Genomic DNA, 14,698 nt, shown 5'->3' on the forward strand with positions numbered 1-14,698 from the left:
CGTTTCCTGTTATTTATCCGGGCTGTCGATGGTCAGTTTTTGTGGCGCGGTGGTGCTGGTGGCCAAAGGTTGGCTACGACCGATCCATTCGCCGGCAGTCGGTTGGCCGGCGCGGGAGATGCGCGCAACCAGTTGGACTTCGGGGAAGTTCGACAGTTTCAACTGGGGCATCATTGCATCCGCATCGCCCAGCTCGACGGTCGCTGGCAGGTCGGCAACGGTCAGACGCTTGGCCGCCAATGGTGCGGGCGGGCCTGCGGTGGCGCGGGCGAAGATGAACACGCTGTCGCCGGGCTGGACCTTGGCTTTCAAGTCCGGTGCAAGATCGACACGCACCTTGAGCAGTGCTGCAACCTTCACTGCCGGAGCCTGAACCTGAGCCACCTTGCCACCGCTGGCTTCAAGCTTCTCGGCGGCCTTGGCGATGCCGCCTTGCAGCGCGACACGGGACTGGTCATCCGGCGGCAGTTGCACCAACAGACGATTCCAGTAGTCGATGGCTTCCTGGTAACGCTCGCCTTCGAAGGCCGCGATGCCCAGCAGACCGAGGCTGGTGACCTCCTTCGGATCCGCTTTCAGTGCTTCGTCAGTCAGGGCCTGGACCTTGTCCGACCACTTCTTGCCATCGGCGAAGTATTGGGCCTGAGCCCACTGCCCGAGCAGTTCCGGCTGGCGACCGGCCAGGTTCACGGTACGCTCGAAGATCTTCGCCGCATCGCCGGGGCGGTCCTGAGCCATGTAAGTGCGGCCGAGGAAGTACAGGCCTTCGGCCGAATCCGGTTGCGCCGCAACCGCACGCTCCAGGCGACGGGTCATGTCTTCCATCGACTGCGGCGCCTGGGCGAACTCGCGGGTCAGCTCGACTTTGTCGCTGGCACCGAAATGCAGGTACAGCCCAAGGCCCAGCACAGGCACCAGAATTGCCGCCAGCAATGGCCATGGCTTGCCCAGGCGCGACACTCGCGGTGCCTCGACGCCTTCGGTATCGGCAAGCAGTTCACGGGCGGCTTCGGCGCGGCCGGCATTCATTTGCTCGGCGTTGAGTACGCCTTCTTCTTGCTGAGTCTGCAACTCAGCCACGCGCTCCTGATACAGCGCGACGTTAAGCGCCGTACGATCCTCTTCAAGCTGGGCGCGACGACCGCGCAGAACGGGGATCAGCAAAAAACTCAGGGCTACCAGAAGCAGCAGGCCTGCAGCGAGCCAGAAATCAATCATGCTTGGTTTTATCCAACAGGTGGTCGAGGCGCTCGCGCTCATCAAAAGAAAGCGTGTCCGGGCTGTCAGCGCGTTGCACGCGACGACGGCGGACGATCACGGCGATGATCACAAAACCGCCCAGCAGCAGGCCGGCCGGGCCGAACCAGAGCAATGCGGTCTTGGCATTCAGAGCAGGTTTATAACGGACGAAATCACCGTAGCGGTCGACCATGAAGTCGATGATCTGCTGATTGTCCTTGCCCTCGCCGAGCATGCGGAAAATCTCTTTGCGCAGGTCGGCGGCGATCGGTGCGTTGGAATCGGCAATGTCCTGATTCTGGCACTTGGGGCAACGCAGCTCTTTGGTCAGCTCGCGAAAACGCTCGCGATCGCCTTCTTTGGCGAACTCATAGGTATCGATGGCGGCATGGGCCACGCCGGCCATGCTCAACCCCAGAACGGCGGCGGCAATCCAGCGTTTCATGGCTTGGCCTCGTCGACCAGCGCCTGATACTTGGCCGCCAGTTTTTCGCGCCAGACCTGTTCGTCGATCACCCCGACGAATTTGTCGCGGATGATGCCCTTGGCGTCGATGAAGAAGGTTTCCGGTGCGCCATACACACCGAGGTTCAGGCCCAGGGTGCCTTCATCGTCACGGACGTCCAGTTGATACGGGTTGTGGAACTCGGCCAGCCACTTCAAGGCGTCTGCATTGGTGTCCTTGTAGTTGATGCCGTAGATCGCCACGCCCTTCTCGGCCAGTTTGTTCAACACCGGGTGCTCGACCCGGCAGGAAATGCACCAAGTGCCCCAGACGTTAACCAGCGCCGGTTTACCCAGAATGTCCGCTTTGGTCAGGGTTTTGTCGCCCTGCACCGAGAGCAGGGAAAACTCCGGGAACGGCTTGCCGATCATCGCCGAGGGCAACTCGGCCGGGTTCAGGTACAGCCCCCGATACAGAAAAACAGCAACCACCAGAAAAATCGCCAGCGGCAACAGCATCAACCAACGTCTCATGCGGTGGCTCCCGTCATGCCGAGCGCTTCACGCACGCGGCTTTTTACCTTGACTCGATAACGGCGATCCAGCGCCGCCAGCAACCCGCCTACACCTGTGAGCAGCCCACCGAACCAGATCCAGCGCACGAACGGTTTGACGTGCACGCGAACCGCCCAGGCGCCCTCGCCCAACGGCTCGCCCAGTGCGACGTACAGGTCACGGGTGAAACCGGCGTCGATCCCGGCCTCGGTCATCATCGAGTTCTGCACCGTGTACAGGCGTTTTTCCGGGTGCAGCACGCTGACTTCCTTACCGTCGCGGATCACCCGTACGGTGCCCTTGTCGGACGTGAAGTTCGGGCCTTCGAAGTGCTTGGCGCCTTCGAACACAAACTGGTAACCGGCCAGGCTCATGGACTCACCCGGTGCCAGGCGCAGATCACGCTCGGCGCTGTTCTGGCTCGACAACACGACACCCAGCGCGCACACGGCGATACCCAAATGCGCGAGTTGCATGCCCCAATAACTGCGGGTCAGGGTCGGCAGTCCTTTGATCAAGCCTTTGTGGCGAGTCTTGTCGAAAATGTCCCGCACACCGGCCAGCAACACCCACGCAGCCAACATGAAGGTTGCCAGCACCGCCCAGTTGAAATCGCCGTAAGCAACACCCGCCACGACGGCCAGCGCGGCGCTGCCGAGTAATACCGGGGTCAGCATGCTCACCAGCCATTTGACCGGGGTGTCTTTCCAGCGCACCACCACGCCGACCGCCATCACTATCATCAGGATCGCCATCAACGGAATGAACAGCGCGTTGAAGTACGGCGGGCCGACCGACAGCTTGGCACCGGTCATCGCGTCAAGGATCAGCGGATACAGGGTGCCCAGCAGAATCATCGAAGCAGCCACCACCAGCACCAGGTTGTTGCCCAGAAGCAGGGTTTCCCGGGACCAGAGGTTGAAGCCGACATGGCTCTTGACCACCGGCGCGCGCAGGGCGAACAGCGTCAATGAACCACCGACCACAAACAGCAGGAAGACCAGAATGAACACGCCACGCTCAGGGTCGGAGGCAAAGGCGTGAACCGAGGTCAGCACGCCGGAACGCACCAGGAAGGTCCCGAGCAGACTCAACGAGAATGCGGCAATGGCCAACAGCACGGTCCAGCTCTTGAACACACCACGTTTTTCCGTGACCGCCAACGAGTGAATCAGCGCCGTGCCCACCAGCCAAGGCATGAAGGACGCGTTTTCCACCGGGTCCCAGAACCACCAGCCGCCCCAGCCGAGTTCGTAGTAGGCCCACCAGGAACCCAACGTGATACCGATGCCAAGGAAGGCCCAGGCGACGATGGTCCACGGACGGGACCAGCGCGCCCACGCCGCATCGAGACGACCGCCCAACAGCGCGGCGATGGCGAAGGCGAAGGCCACGGAGAAACCGACATACCCCATGTACAGCATCGGCGGATGAACAATCAGGCCGATGTCTTGCAGCAGAGGATTAAGATCGCGCCCGTCCGCCGGCATCTGCGGCAAGATCCGGGCGAACGGGTTGGACGTCAGGATCAGGAACAGCAGGAAACCCGTGCTGATCATGCCCATCACCGCCAGCACCCGGGCCAGCATCACTTGCGGCAACTGTCGGGAGAACACCGACACCGCGAAGGTCCAGCCGCCGAGAATCAACGCCCACAGCAGCAACGACCCTTCGTGAGCGCCCCACACGGCGCTGAACTTGTAGTACCACGGCAGCGCGCTGTTGGAGTTGCTGGCCACGTAGGCGACGGAGAAGTCGTCCGTCATGAACGCATAGGTCAGGCAACCGAAGGCGAACAGCAAAAACGCGAACTGCCCCCACGCGGCCGGCTGGGCCAGGCTCATCCACAAACGGTCGCCGCGCCAGGCACCGAGCAACGGCACCACGGCCTGCACCAACGCAAAACACAACGCCAGGATCATGGCCAGATGGCCGAGTTCGGGGATGAACAGCCCCGAGCTGTAAAGTGCGGAAGTCATCCGTTAGCCCTCCTTGGCTGGCGTAGGTGCCGATTGACCACTGTCTTTCAACGCCTTGGTCACTTCCGGCGGCATGTACTTCTCGTCGTGCTTGGCCAGCACTTCGTCGGCCACCACCACGCCATCAGCGTTGAGCTTGCCGAGGGCAACGATGCCCTGCCCTTCGCGGAACAGGTCCGGGAGGATGCCGCGATAGCTGATGGTCACGGATTTGTTGAAGTCGGTGACGATGAATTTCACGTCCAGGGAATCGCCGGAACGTTGCAGCGAGCCTTTTTCGACCATGCCGCCCGCACGGATGCGCGTGTCTTGCGGCGCTTCGCCATTGGCGATCTGGGTCGGGGTGTAAAACAGATTGATGTTCTGCTGCAGGGCGCTCAGGGCCAGGCCGACGGCAGCGCCGACACCGACCAGGATCGCGAGAATGATGACAAGACGCTTTTTACGCAGCGGATTCACTGGCCGTTCTCCCGGCGCAAACGACGCGCCTCTTGTTGCAGATACCGCTTGCGGGCCAGGATCGGCGCCGCCACGTTGAGGGCCAGCACCGCCAGGCAAATGCCATAGGCTGACCAGACATACAGGCCGTGATGGCCCATGGCGAGAAAGTCGCCGAATGAAGCGAAACTCATCGAGCGGCCTCCAGACTGTTCTGCACTTCGGATTTCACCCAGCTCGCCCGGGCTTCGCGCTTGAGCACTTCAAGGCGCATGCGCAGCAACAGCACCGCGCCGAAGAAACAGTAGAACCCCAGCACCGTCAGCAGCAGTGGCAGCCACATCTCGGCAGGCATCGCCGGTTTTTCGGTGAGGGTGAACGTCGCGCCCTGGTGCAGGGTGTTCCACCACTCCACCGAGTATTTGATGATCGGGATGTTGATCACGCCGACAATCGCCAGCACCGCGCAGGCCTTGGCCGCGCTGTCACGATTGCTGATGGCGTTGCCCAGCGCAATAAGACCGAAGTACAGAAACAGCAGAATCAACATGGACGTAAGTCGCGCATCCCAGACCCACCACGAACCCCAGGTCGGTTTGCCCCAGATCGCTCCGGTAACCAGCGCCACGGCGGTCATCCAGGCACCGATCGGGGCGGCGCATTGCAGGGCGACGTCGGCCAGTTTCATTTTCCACACCAGCCCGACAACGCCGCACACGGCCAGCATCACGTAGATCGACTGCGCCAGCATGGCGGCGGGAACGTGGATATAGATGATTCGAAAGCTGTTGCCTTGCTGGTAGTCCGGCGGTGCGAAGGCCAGGCCCCAGACCACGCCGACGCTAATCAGCAGCAACGCCGCGACGCTCAGCCAGGGCAGCAATTTGCCACTGATGCCGTAAAACCATTTGGGCGAGCCGAGCTTATGAAACCAGGTCCAGTTCATTGCTGTTTCCATCACGGTTGCTGTTCGTTATCACGAAACAGCCAAAGGGTCTTTACTGGTTAAATTTTAACCAGACCTCATTATTCGCCGACACTGATCTTCAGGCCAGCAGCTATTGCAAAAGGTGCCAGGGTTATCGCCAGGGCGGTCAGGCTACCAAGCCACAAGAGATAACCAGTCGCCGGCATGCCCTGCAATGCCGCCTGCAAGGCGCCACTGCCGAGAATCAACACCGGGATATACAGCGGTAGAATTAGCAGCGCCAGCAACAGGCCACCACGCTTCAATCCTACCGTCAGCGCCGCGCCCACCGCACCGAGCAGGCTCAACACCGGTGTACCGAGCAATAAAGAAAGCAGCAACACCGGCAGACAAGCGGCAGGCAAACCGAGCATCAGCGCCAGCAATGGCGCGAGCAAAACCAGTGCCAGGCCGGAAAAGGCCCAGTGTGCCAGCACCTTGGCCAGCACCAGAAGAGGCAGGGGGTGCGACGAAAGGACCCACTGTTCAAGGGATCCGTCTTCGAAATCACTGCGGAAGAGCCCGTCCAGCGAGAGTAAAACCGATAAAAGCGCCGCCACCCAGACCAGCCCCGGAGACAAGGTTTGCAACAATTGAGTCTCGGGACCAACCGCCAGCGGGAACAAGGAGACGACGATGGCGAAAAATACCAACGGGTTCGCCAATTCGGCGGGACGGCGGAACAGCAAACGAGCCTCACGGGCGACCAACAGGCCGAAAACACTCATACGGCCCAATTCCCCAAATCAATGTCGCGATAACCGGCCGGCATCCGGCTCAGCGTGTGGTGAGTGGTCAGCACCACCATGCCGCCGCGCTCGCAGTGCGCGGCCAGGTGTTCTTCGAGTTGCGCCACGCCTTGTTTGTCGAGCGCGGTGAATGGCTCGTCGAGGATCCACAGCGGCGGGCTGTCCAGGTACAACCGCGCCAACGCCACACGACGTTGCTGGCCGGCAGACAGGGTGTGACAGGGAACATCCTCGAAACCGCGCAGCCCCACCGCCGCCAGTGCTTGCCAGATCGCCTCATGGGAGGCCGGTTGATGCAAGGCGCAGAGCCAGCTGAGGTTTTCTTCGGGGGTCAGCAGGTCCTTGATGCCGGCGGCATGGCCGATCCACAGCAGGTTGCGCGCCAGTTCGCTGCGTTGTTCGTTCAGTGGCTGGCCGTTGAGCAATACTTGACCGGCGGTCGGGTGCATCAAGCCACAAAGCAGACGTAACAGGCTGGTCTTGCCACTGCCGTTGGGGCCGCTGATCTGTAACATTTCGCCACTGGCCAGTCGCAATTCGAGATTTTCGAAAAGCAGCCGAAGGTCTCGCTCACAGGCAAGGGCAACGGTTTGCAGGACAGGACTGGTCAAGGGTTCACGGGCCTTATGCGGTTCAAGTCGGCTCTGGCGCGGCCGTTAAAGAGATGCAGCATAGATGCTATGACGGCTTGTTCTAGAGAGCTGCGTCAATCAATTGCAATGTTTTCGCCACTCAGCGAAAGACGGGCGGCATTATACATGGCGTTCCCTACTCTCAAGAGTGCAATTTCCTCAGGTTGTGTCCGCGTATGACAGGCGAAATGAACATCCTCCCGCTCCCGCCAACCAACCCGGCGACTTCGCGTCCATTGGTGATCAGCGGCGAGTTGCTCAAGCTGCTGACGCCGATGGAGGGCCTGATCACGGCCGGTCAGACCGCCAAGGCTGAAGTGCTGTCGCTCAAGCAGGCGGATCAGACCTTTCAACTGTTGCTCAAGGTCACCCTCGACAGCGGTCGCCAGACCACTGTCCAGGCCACCAGCACTCAGCCATTGCCCCAGGGTACCAGCCTGTCGATCACCCAGCCGTCGGCGGGCAATCTGGCAGTCACGGTGCAACAGGCCATCGCCTCCAGCGTCGCCACCCTTACCCGTATCGACACGGCGCAACTGCCGGTCGGCACCCTGCTGCAAGGCAAAGTGCTGACCTCTCAGGTGATGCCGCAGGTGCCGGGCCAGCCGACGGTGTTTCGCTCGATGGTGAGCCTGCTTAACACCGCGCTGAGCGGCAGCACGCTGAGCATCGACAGCCCGACGCCGCTGCGCATCGGCAGCTTGCTGAGCGCCTTGGTGCAGGACACCCAGACACTCAAATTCGTGCCGCTGAGCAGCCGTCAGGAACAGTTGGCGGTGACGCAACAATTGGTCAGCCAGCAAAGTCGCCAGGGTTCTCTGGATGGCTTGATCAAGGTCCTGCAAAACCTGCCGCCGTCGGATCAAACCTCCAGCGACCTGCGCGCTGCCGTGGACAAATTGCTCGCCGGCCTGCCGGACGTCCAACAATTGAGTACGCCCAAAGGCCTGGCCCAGGCGCTGGCCAACAGTGGCCTGTTCCTCGAAGCCAAATTGCTGACCGGACAAAACCCGACGCTGGTGCCAGACATGAAAGGCGACCTGCTCAAGCTGATCGCCCAACTGACGCCGGGCCTGCCGGCCAACACCAATCTCAACGCAATCATCGCCGCCAACACCCTGGCCCAGGCCATGCCGAGTTTTGTGCGCAATGCCCTCGGCATGCTCGGGCAAGTCAGTGCCAAACCGTCGCCAACCAGCTTCCCACTGCCCGAGCGCCTGTTGCAAAGCGCGGAAGGCGAAGATGATCTCGAGCACCTGCTGCGCCTGGCTGCGGCGGCGGTTTCACGTTTGCAAAGTCATCAGCTGTCGAGCCTTGAGCAGACTGGCGTCACCAGTGACGGGCGGTTGATGAGCACCTGGCAACTGGAAATCCCCATGCGCAACCTGCAGGACATCGTGCCGTTGCAGGTCAAATTCCAGCGCGAAGAAGCCCCCGAAAAAGAACAACCGCGCGAACGCCGCGACGAACGCGAACCCAAGCAACCGCTATGGCGCGTCGAGCTGGCATTCGACATGGAACCGTTGGGGCCGTTGCAGATTCAGGCCCAACTGATCAAAGGCAGCCTCTCCAGTCAGCTGTGGGCCGAACGGCCGTACACCGCGAGCCTGATCGAAAGCAATCTGGCCGCGCTGCGCCAGCGCCTGCTGGATTCCGGGCTGAACGTCGGCGATCTGGATTGCCACCTCGGCACACCGCCACAAGGCCCTCAAACCCGTCTCGAACAACGCTGGGTCGACGAAACCGCATGAACGAATCCACCGCACCGCGCCAGGCCATCGCCCTCAAATACGACGGCAGCCACGCCCCTACCCTTACGGCCAAAGGTGACGAAGAACTGGCTGAAGAAATTCTACGGATTGCCCGTGACTACGAAGTGCCGATTTACGAGAACGCCGAACTGGTGAAACTGCTGGCGCGGATGGAATTGGGCGAGAGTATTCCCGAGGAGTTGTACCGCACGATTGCCGAGATCATTGCGTTTGCCTGGAATCTGAAAGGCAAGTTTCCGGCGGGGCATGATCCGCATGCGGTGACGGTGGAGAAGGACGTCACCGAACGCGGGGATGATTATTGAATCTTTGTTGAATGTAAAAAGATCGCAGCGCCGTTTCACTCGACAGCTCCTACAGGGCTTACACCATCCCAATGCAGGAGCTGTCGAGTGAAACGAGGCTGCGATCTTTTGCTCTTCTCAGTTTCTGTGCAACTTGCTCATCAACTCCGCCTCAGCCTGGGTCAAGCCGCAAGACTGAGTCAGCTCATCGACGCTGGCCCCCATCCCCACCAGGCGCGCGGCCTGGGCGAATGAAAGGCTCGACGGATCACGCTGCTCCAACTGCGCCAGCTTGTCCGGCAACGGCCCGACCACCGCGCGCAGTTCGTGCAGGTCTTCACCCATGCGCACGTTGCCGTTCTGGTAGTCGTCGACGCGCTTGGCCAGGTCCTTGATGCGCTGATCGCGCAGCGCATCGCCCTGAGCCTGTTGTGCGGCGACCTGCCTTTGAGCGCGGATGTACGCCAGGAACATCGCCAGCGTGCCTGCCCACAAGAGGAACAGGACAATCACAGCCACCTCAAGAATCAATCAGATACTCTCCAGTTCCGACCATTCTTCTTCGCTCATCATCTTGTCCAGCTCGACCAGGATCAGCAGTTCATTGTTCTTGTTGCACACGCCTTGAATGAACTTGGCGGACTCTTCGTTACCGACGTTCGGTGCGGTCTCGATTTCCGACTGACGCAGATAAACCACTTCAGCCACGCTGTCGACCATGATCCCGACCACTTGCTTGTCGGCTTCGATGATGACGATGCGGGTGTTGTCGCTAACGTCGACCGTGCCCAGGCCGAAACGCTGACGGGTGTCGATCACGGTGACCACGTTGCCGCGCAGGTTGATGATACCCAGCACGTAGCTCGGGGCACCCGGTACCGGAGCGATTTCGGTGTAGCGCAGGACTTCCTGAACGCGCATCACGTTGATGCCGTAGGTTTCATTGTCCAGCTTGAAGGTGACCCATTGCAGGATCGGATCTTCGGAACCTTTTGCCGCCGTCGCCTTGTCATTCATACCCTGACCCCTCGAAAAACCGCCCTAGCGGTGTGTATTCAGTGCACCGGCACTTGAATGCCGATGCGTGTTTTTTATGTCGGTTTGTGGTTCGGCTTACTGCCGCCCATGTGCTTCGCCCCGCCGCTGGCGATCAATTCGGCCAGTGCGGCGACATCGAGCAAAGCGCACATGTGTTCAATCACCGTGCCGGCGAGCCATGGCCGCTGCCCCCGGTGACTTCTCCATTTGATTTCATTCGGGTCCAGGCGCAACGAGCGGCTGACCTGATGCACCGCTAGCCCCCACTCATAGCCCTGAACTGAAATAACGTATTGCAGGCCCTGGCGGAAATCGTCGCGGTAGCGGTCCGGCATGACCCAGCGTGCGGTATCCAGCACCTTCAGGTTGCCGGCCTGGCTTGGCAGGATCCCGAGGAACCATTCCGGCTGACCGAACAACGGCGTCAGCTCGTGGCCGGCCAGGGAATAAATCGAACCCAGGCACACCAGCGGCACCGCGAGGGTCAACCCGGCGACATCGAACAACAGGCATTCGAACGGCTCGGCCGCCCAGGCCGGACGATCGTCATTTTCCACCGGAGGCGGCGTGTTGCTCGGCGGCAGATGAACTTCCACCACCGGCGGCACCAACGCTTGCAGCAACGGCGCAATCGTCGACACGGACGCCAGAATCGGTGCCGGCGCTTCGATCACGGCCACCGGTGCCTTCGCCACTGGCGCAACAACGGGGGCCGCGACCACTGCCGGCTTCTGCGCATCGCGCGCCTGCTCTTCGAGCACCGCCGCCTGGAACTCGTCCAGGGCAGCTTCAGCCTCGACAACCTCAGGCAGCGCCTCGACTTCAGGCAACAGCTCTTCGGTCGCGTCCTGCAGCAAGCCATCCAGATAAGACTGAAGGGCCAATTGCGGGCGCGAGGTGATCTTCACCGGCCGGGTCATGCGAATACCATCGTAGGAATCAGGCTCATCTCAAGCCACCTGCGGAACAAGTTGCTGGGCCAACAGATGCTTGAGCAGTGCGCGGTAGGCGAGAACGCCGCGACTCTTGCCATCGAATTGCGACGGCGTCAGCCCTGCCCGGCTCGCGTCACGCAAGCGGGTGTCGATCGGGATGTAGCCTTGCCAGATTTCTTCCGGGTACTTGTCGCGCAGCACGCGCAGAGTGCCAAGCGAAGCCTGGGTGCGGCGGTCGAACAGGGTCGGCACGATGTTGAACGGCAACGCCAGTTTGCGCGAGCGGTTGATCATCGCCAGCGTGTTGACCATGCGTTCCAGGCCTTTGACCGCCAGGTGCTCGGTCTGCACCGGAATCACCAACTGCTGGCTGGCCGCCAAGGCATTGACCATCAGCACGCCGAGCAACGGCGGGCTGTCGATCACGGCGTAATCGAAGTCTTGCCACAACTGCGCCAGACTCTTGGCGATCACCAGGCCCAAACCGCTCTGGCCCGGCGACTGGCGCTCAAGGGTGGCCAGCGCGGTGCTCGATGGCAACAGGGAAATGCGTTCGTCGCTGGTGGGCATCAACAACTGACCGGGCAAGCCTTGCGGCACGTTGCCCTTGTGCAGAAACAGGTCGTAGCTGCTGTGCTCCAGGCTGTCGGGGTCGTAACCGAAGTAGCTGGTCATGGAGCCGTGGGGGTCGAGATCGACCACAACCACGCGCTTGCCCGCCTCCGCCAGTAAACCGGCTAAAGCAATGGAGGAAGTGGTTTTACCGACACCACCCTTTTGATTGGCAACTGCCCAGACTCTCATTCGGATTGTTCCTCCCGGTCGAAAACGTCGACCGAGAAATAGCTCAACGTATTAATGCGGGTGACGGAGAATTGACGGCACTCTCGCGTCCCGGCGACTTGACCGGGGTCGGTGCAGTTTGTGTGCCAGCCCGCTTCAATGCGGCATCCGGTTGTGCATGAGCCGTTCCGGTACCGGTGAGGCTACGGCGTACATCAAGATTGCGTGACACCACCAGCACCACCCGACGGTTGCGCGCACGGCCTTCGGCGGTGGCGTTGTTGGCCACTGGCTGGAATTCGCCATAACCCACCGATGCCAGGCGACCAGGGTTCACGCCCTGCATCGCCAGCATCCGCACGATGCTCGCCGAACGGGCCGAGGACAGTTCCCAGTTGGTTGGGTATTGCGCGGTGCGGATCGGTTGATCGTCGGTGAAACCTTCGACGTGGATCGGGTTGTCGAACGGCCGGAGGATCGCAGCGACCTTGTCGATGATGTTGAACGCAATGTCGCTGGGCATGGCGTCGCCGCTGCCGAACAACAGGCTGGAGTTGAGTTCGATCTCGACCCACAACTCGTTGCCGCGCACGGTCATCTGGTTGGAACTGATCAAGTCGCCGAACGCCGCGCTGATGTCATCGGCGATGCTTTTGAGTGGATCGTTGGCGGCCTGGGCGATGCCGGCGTCGATCTGCTCGCTGTCCTTGACCAGCGGTTTGGCCGGGGTCACGGTCTTCGGTCTCTCTTCGCCGATGGGAATCGGCTTGAGGGCGCGGTCAGAGTCGGTAAACACCCCGATCAACGCCTCGGAAATGATCTTGTACTTGCCTTCGTTGATCGACGAGATCGAGTACATCACCACGAAGAACGCGAACAGCAAGGTGATGAAGTCGGCGTAGGAAACCAGCCAACGTTCATGGTTCACATGTTCTTCATGTTGCCTGCGACGAGCCATGATCCATTACCCCCATCAATCCATGAAGCCCTGAAGCTTCAACTCAATAGAGCGAGGGTTTTCACCTTCGGCGATCGACAGGATCCCTTCCAGCAACATTTCGCGATAGCGCGACTGCCGTAACGCGATGGACTTGAGCTTGGCGGCAATCGGCAACAGCACCAGGTTGGCACTGGCCACGCCGTAGATGGTAGCGACGAAGGCGACGGCGATGCCACTGCCCAGTTGCGATGGGTCGCCCAGGTTGCCCATGACGTGGATCAGGCCCATCACCGCACCGATGATACCGATGGTCGGCGCGTAGCCGCCCATGCTTTCAAAGACTTTGGCGGCTTCGATGTCGCGGCTTTCCTGGGTGTAGAAATCCACTTCCAGAATGCTGCGGATCGCTTCCGGCTCGGCACCGTCGACCAGCAATTGCAGGCCTTTACGCGAGTAGCTGTCAGGTTCGGCGTCGGCCACCCCTTCCAGCCCGAGCAAACCTTCCTTGCGAGCGGTCAGGCTCCAGTTCACCACGCGATCAATGCCGCCGGCCAGGTCCACGCGAGGCGGAAACAGAATCCAGGCGAGAATCTGGATGGCACGCTTGAAGGCACTCATCGGCGATTGCAGCAGCGCGGCACCGATGGTGCCACCGAGTACGATCAACGCCGCCGGGCCGTTGGCCAGTGCGCCGAGGTGACCGCCTTCAAGGTAGTTGCCGCCGATGATGGCGACGAACGCCATGATGATCCCGATAAGGCTGAGCACATCCATCAGATGCAAGCCTCAACCAGGTGCCGACCGATGTCGTCGAGGCTGTACACCGCGTCCGCGAGTTCGGCTTTGACGATGGCCATTGGCATGCCGTAGATCACACAACTGGCTTCATCCTGGGCCCAGATCGCACTGCCACCCTGCTTGAGCAGACGCGCGCCTTCGCGACCGTCGGCGCCCATGCCGGTCAGTACCACCGCCAGAACTTTGTCGCCGTAGGACTTGGCCGCGGAACCGAAGGTAATGTCCACGCACGGCTTGTAGTTCAGACGCTCGTCGCCCGGCAGGATTTTCACCGCGCCACGGCCGTCGATCATCATCTGCTTGCCACCGGGTGCGAGCAGCGCCAGGCCCGGACGCAGGATGTCGCCATCCTCGGCTTCCTTGACACTGATGCGGCACAGCTTGTCCAGGCGCTCGGCGAAGGCCTTGGTGAAGGCTGCCGGCATGTGCTGGATCAACACGATGGGTGCCGGGAAGTTGGCCGGCAACTGTGTCAGAACCCGTTGCAGCGCAACCGGGCCACCGGTGGAGGTACCGATGGCGACCAATTTGTAGGCTTTGCGTTTCGGCGCGGGAGATGACGGAGCCGCTGCATGGGGGCGCGCCGCAATCGGTGCCGGTGCCGGACGCGCAGGCGCGCTGCTGCCGTAGCTGCCGACGCTCGAAGGCGCAGGCGTCGGGGCTGGCGCAGCGACCGGTGCCGGAGGGGTGTAGGCGCTGACACGACGGTTACTGCGCGAGATGCTGAGAATCTTCTCGCACAGCAGTTGCTTGACCTTCTCCGGGTTACGGGAGATGTCTTCGAAATTCTTCGGCAGGAAGTCCACCGCGCCGGCGTCCAGCGCATCGAGGGTGACCCGGGCGCCTTCGTGGGTCAGCGAGGAGAACATCAACACCGGGGTCGGGCAGCGCTGCATGATGTGCCGCACCGCCGTGATGCCATCCATCATTGGCATCTCGTAGTCCATGGTGATCACGTCTGGCTTGAGGGCCAGTGCCTGATCGATCGCCTCTTTTCCGTTGGTCGCCGTACCGACGACCTGGATGTTTGAATCCGCTGCAAGAATTTCCGAGACGCGGCGGCGGAAAAACCCCGAATCGTCCACCACCAGGACTTTGACTACCATAAACACTCCGTTAGACGGGGCGAGGCTCTGACGCCCCGC

The 14,698-nt window shown here is 61.2% G+C and carries 18 protein-coding genes; 2 read left to right on the top strand and 16 right to left on the bottom strand.

Going from position 1 to position 14,698, the window contains the following annotated elements; all coding sequences use genetic code 11:
- Nucleotides 1-9 precede the first annotated feature (9 nt).
- The 9 genes from ccmI to ccmA form a co-directional block, all read right to left on the bottom strand.
- Entirely contained in the window at nucleotides 10-1,218 is a 1,209-nt protein-coding gene (gene ccmI / locus F475_RS17760; RefSeq protein WP_111454390.1) for a c-type cytochrome biogenesis protein CcmI, read from the bottom strand.
- On the bottom strand, nucleotides 1,211-1,684 hold the full coding sequence (locus tag F475_RS17765; protein WP_018925074.1) for a cytochrome c-type biogenesis protein: 474 nt from the start codon (nucleotides 1,682-1,684) through the stop codon (nucleotides 1,211-1,213). Before F475_RS17765 ends, ccmI begins: the two co-directional genes overlap by 8 nt.
- Nucleotides 1,681-2,217 carry a DsbE family thiol:disulfide interchange protein gene (locus tag F475_RS17770; protein WP_019648124.1) on the bottom strand — a complete coding sequence of 179 codons (537 nt, stop codon included), beginning with the start codon at nucleotides 2,215-2,217 and terminating at the stop codon, nucleotides 1,681-1,683. Before F475_RS17770 ends, F475_RS17765 begins: the two co-directional genes overlap by 4 nt.
- On the bottom strand, nucleotides 2,214-4,217 hold the full coding sequence (locus F475_RS17775) for a heme lyase CcmF/NrfE family subunit (RefSeq protein ID WP_018925072.1): 2,004 nt from the start codon (nucleotides 4,215-4,217) through the stop codon (nucleotides 2,214-2,216). The genes F475_RS17770 and F475_RS17775 overlap by 4 nt, the downstream gene beginning before the upstream one ends.
- 3 nt (nucleotides 4,218-4,220) lie before the next feature.
- On the bottom strand, nucleotides 4,221-4,676 hold the full coding sequence (gene ccmE, locus F475_RS17780) for a cytochrome c maturation protein CcmE (RefSeq protein ID WP_007939191.1): 456 nt from the start codon (nucleotides 4,674-4,676) through the stop codon (nucleotides 4,221-4,223).
- Nucleotides 4,673-4,849, bottom strand: coding sequence for a heme exporter protein CcmD (ccmD, locus tag F475_RS17785; protein WP_007939192.1), 177 nt, complete (start codon nucleotides 4,847-4,849; stop codon nucleotides 4,673-4,675). Before ccmD ends, ccmE begins: the two co-directional genes overlap by 4 nt.
- Entirely contained in the window at nucleotides 4,846-5,601 is a 756-nt protein-coding gene (locus F475_RS17790) for a heme ABC transporter permease (RefSeq protein ID WP_007939194.1), read from the bottom strand. The genes ccmD and F475_RS17790 overlap by 4 nt, the downstream gene beginning before the upstream one ends.
- An 80-nt stretch (nucleotides 5,602-5,681) precedes the next feature.
- Nucleotides 5,682-6,350, bottom strand: coding sequence for a heme exporter protein CcmB (gene ccmB, locus F475_RS17795; RefSeq protein ID WP_007939195.1), 669 nt, complete (start codon nucleotides 6,348-6,350; stop codon nucleotides 5,682-5,684).
- Nucleotides 6,347-6,982, bottom strand: a complete 636-nt coding sequence (ccmA, locus tag F475_RS17800; protein WP_007939196.1) for a cytochrome c biogenesis heme-transporting ATPase CcmA — start codon at nucleotides 6,980-6,982, stop codon at nucleotides 6,347-6,349. The genes ccmB and ccmA overlap by 4 nt, the downstream gene beginning before the upstream one ends.
- Nucleotides 6,983-7,179: 197 nt before the next feature.
- Between ccmA and F475_RS17805 the strand changes: the two genes are divergently transcribed.
- On the top strand, nucleotides 7,180-8,754 hold the full coding sequence (locus F475_RS17805) for a flagellar hook-length control protein FliK (protein WP_111454391.1): 1,575 nt from the start codon (nucleotides 7,180-7,182) through the stop codon (nucleotides 8,752-8,754).
- Nucleotides 8,751-9,080, top strand: coding sequence for an EscU/YscU/HrcU family type III secretion system export apparatus switch protein (locus F475_RS17810; RefSeq protein ID WP_018925069.1), 330 nt, complete (start codon nucleotides 8,751-8,753; stop codon nucleotides 9,078-9,080). Before F475_RS17805 ends, F475_RS17810 begins: the two co-directional genes overlap by 4 nt.
- A gap of 117 nt (nucleotides 9,081-9,197) precedes the next feature.
- Here the strand turns inward: F475_RS17810 and F475_RS17815 are convergent, their stop codons facing one another.
- The 7 genes from F475_RS17815 to F475_RS17845 form a co-directional block, all read right to left on the bottom strand.
- Nucleotides 9,198-9,590 (bottom strand): DUF2802 domain-containing protein, encoded by a 393-nt coding sequence (locus tag F475_RS17815; protein ID WP_018925068.1) that lies wholly within the window; start codon nucleotides 9,588-9,590, stop codon nucleotides 9,198-9,200.
- Nucleotides 9,591-10,076 (bottom strand): chemotaxis protein CheW, encoded by a 486-nt coding sequence (locus tag F475_RS17820; RefSeq protein ID WP_007938663.1) that lies wholly within the window; start codon nucleotides 10,074-10,076, stop codon nucleotides 9,591-9,593.
- Nucleotides 10,077-10,150: 74 nt separating this feature from the next.
- The gene (locus F475_RS17825) at nucleotides 10,151-11,017 is read right to left on the bottom strand and encodes a CheW domain-containing protein (protein WP_064619453.1); all 867 of its coding nucleotides are present in this window, start codon (nucleotides 11,015-11,017) and stop codon (nucleotides 10,151-10,153) included.
- Nucleotides 11,018-11,047: 30 nt separating this feature from the next.
- Complete coding sequence (locus tag F475_RS17830) at nucleotides 11,048-11,836, bottom strand: ParA family protein (RefSeq protein ID WP_018925066.1); 789 nt, start codon at nucleotides 11,834-11,836, stop codon at nucleotides 11,048-11,050.
- Nucleotides 11,837-11,879: 43 nt separating this feature from the next.
- Nucleotides 11,880-12,773 (bottom strand): flagellar motor protein MotD, encoded by an 894-nt coding sequence (gene motD / locus F475_RS17835; protein WP_018925065.1) that lies wholly within the window; start codon nucleotides 12,771-12,773, stop codon nucleotides 11,880-11,882.
- Between the two features lie 15 nt (nucleotides 12,774-12,788).
- Nucleotides 12,789-13,529 (bottom strand): flagellar motor protein, encoded by a 741-nt coding sequence (locus F475_RS17840; RefSeq protein WP_018925064.1) that lies wholly within the window; start codon nucleotides 13,527-13,529, stop codon nucleotides 12,789-12,791.
- Nucleotides 13,529-14,659 (bottom strand): chemotaxis response regulator protein-glutamate methylesterase, encoded by a 1,131-nt coding sequence (locus F475_RS17845; RefSeq protein ID WP_018925063.1) that lies wholly within the window; start codon nucleotides 14,657-14,659, stop codon nucleotides 13,529-13,531. The genes F475_RS17840 and F475_RS17845 overlap by 1 nt, the downstream gene beginning before the upstream one ends.
- Nucleotides 14,660-14,698 lie beyond the last annotated feature (39 nt).

The organism is Pseudomonas sp. URMO17WK12:I6, assembly GCF_003253625.1.
In the GTDB taxonomy this organism is placed as follows: domain Bacteria; phylum Pseudomonadota; class Gammaproteobacteria; order Pseudomonadales; family Pseudomonadaceae; genus Aquipseudomonas.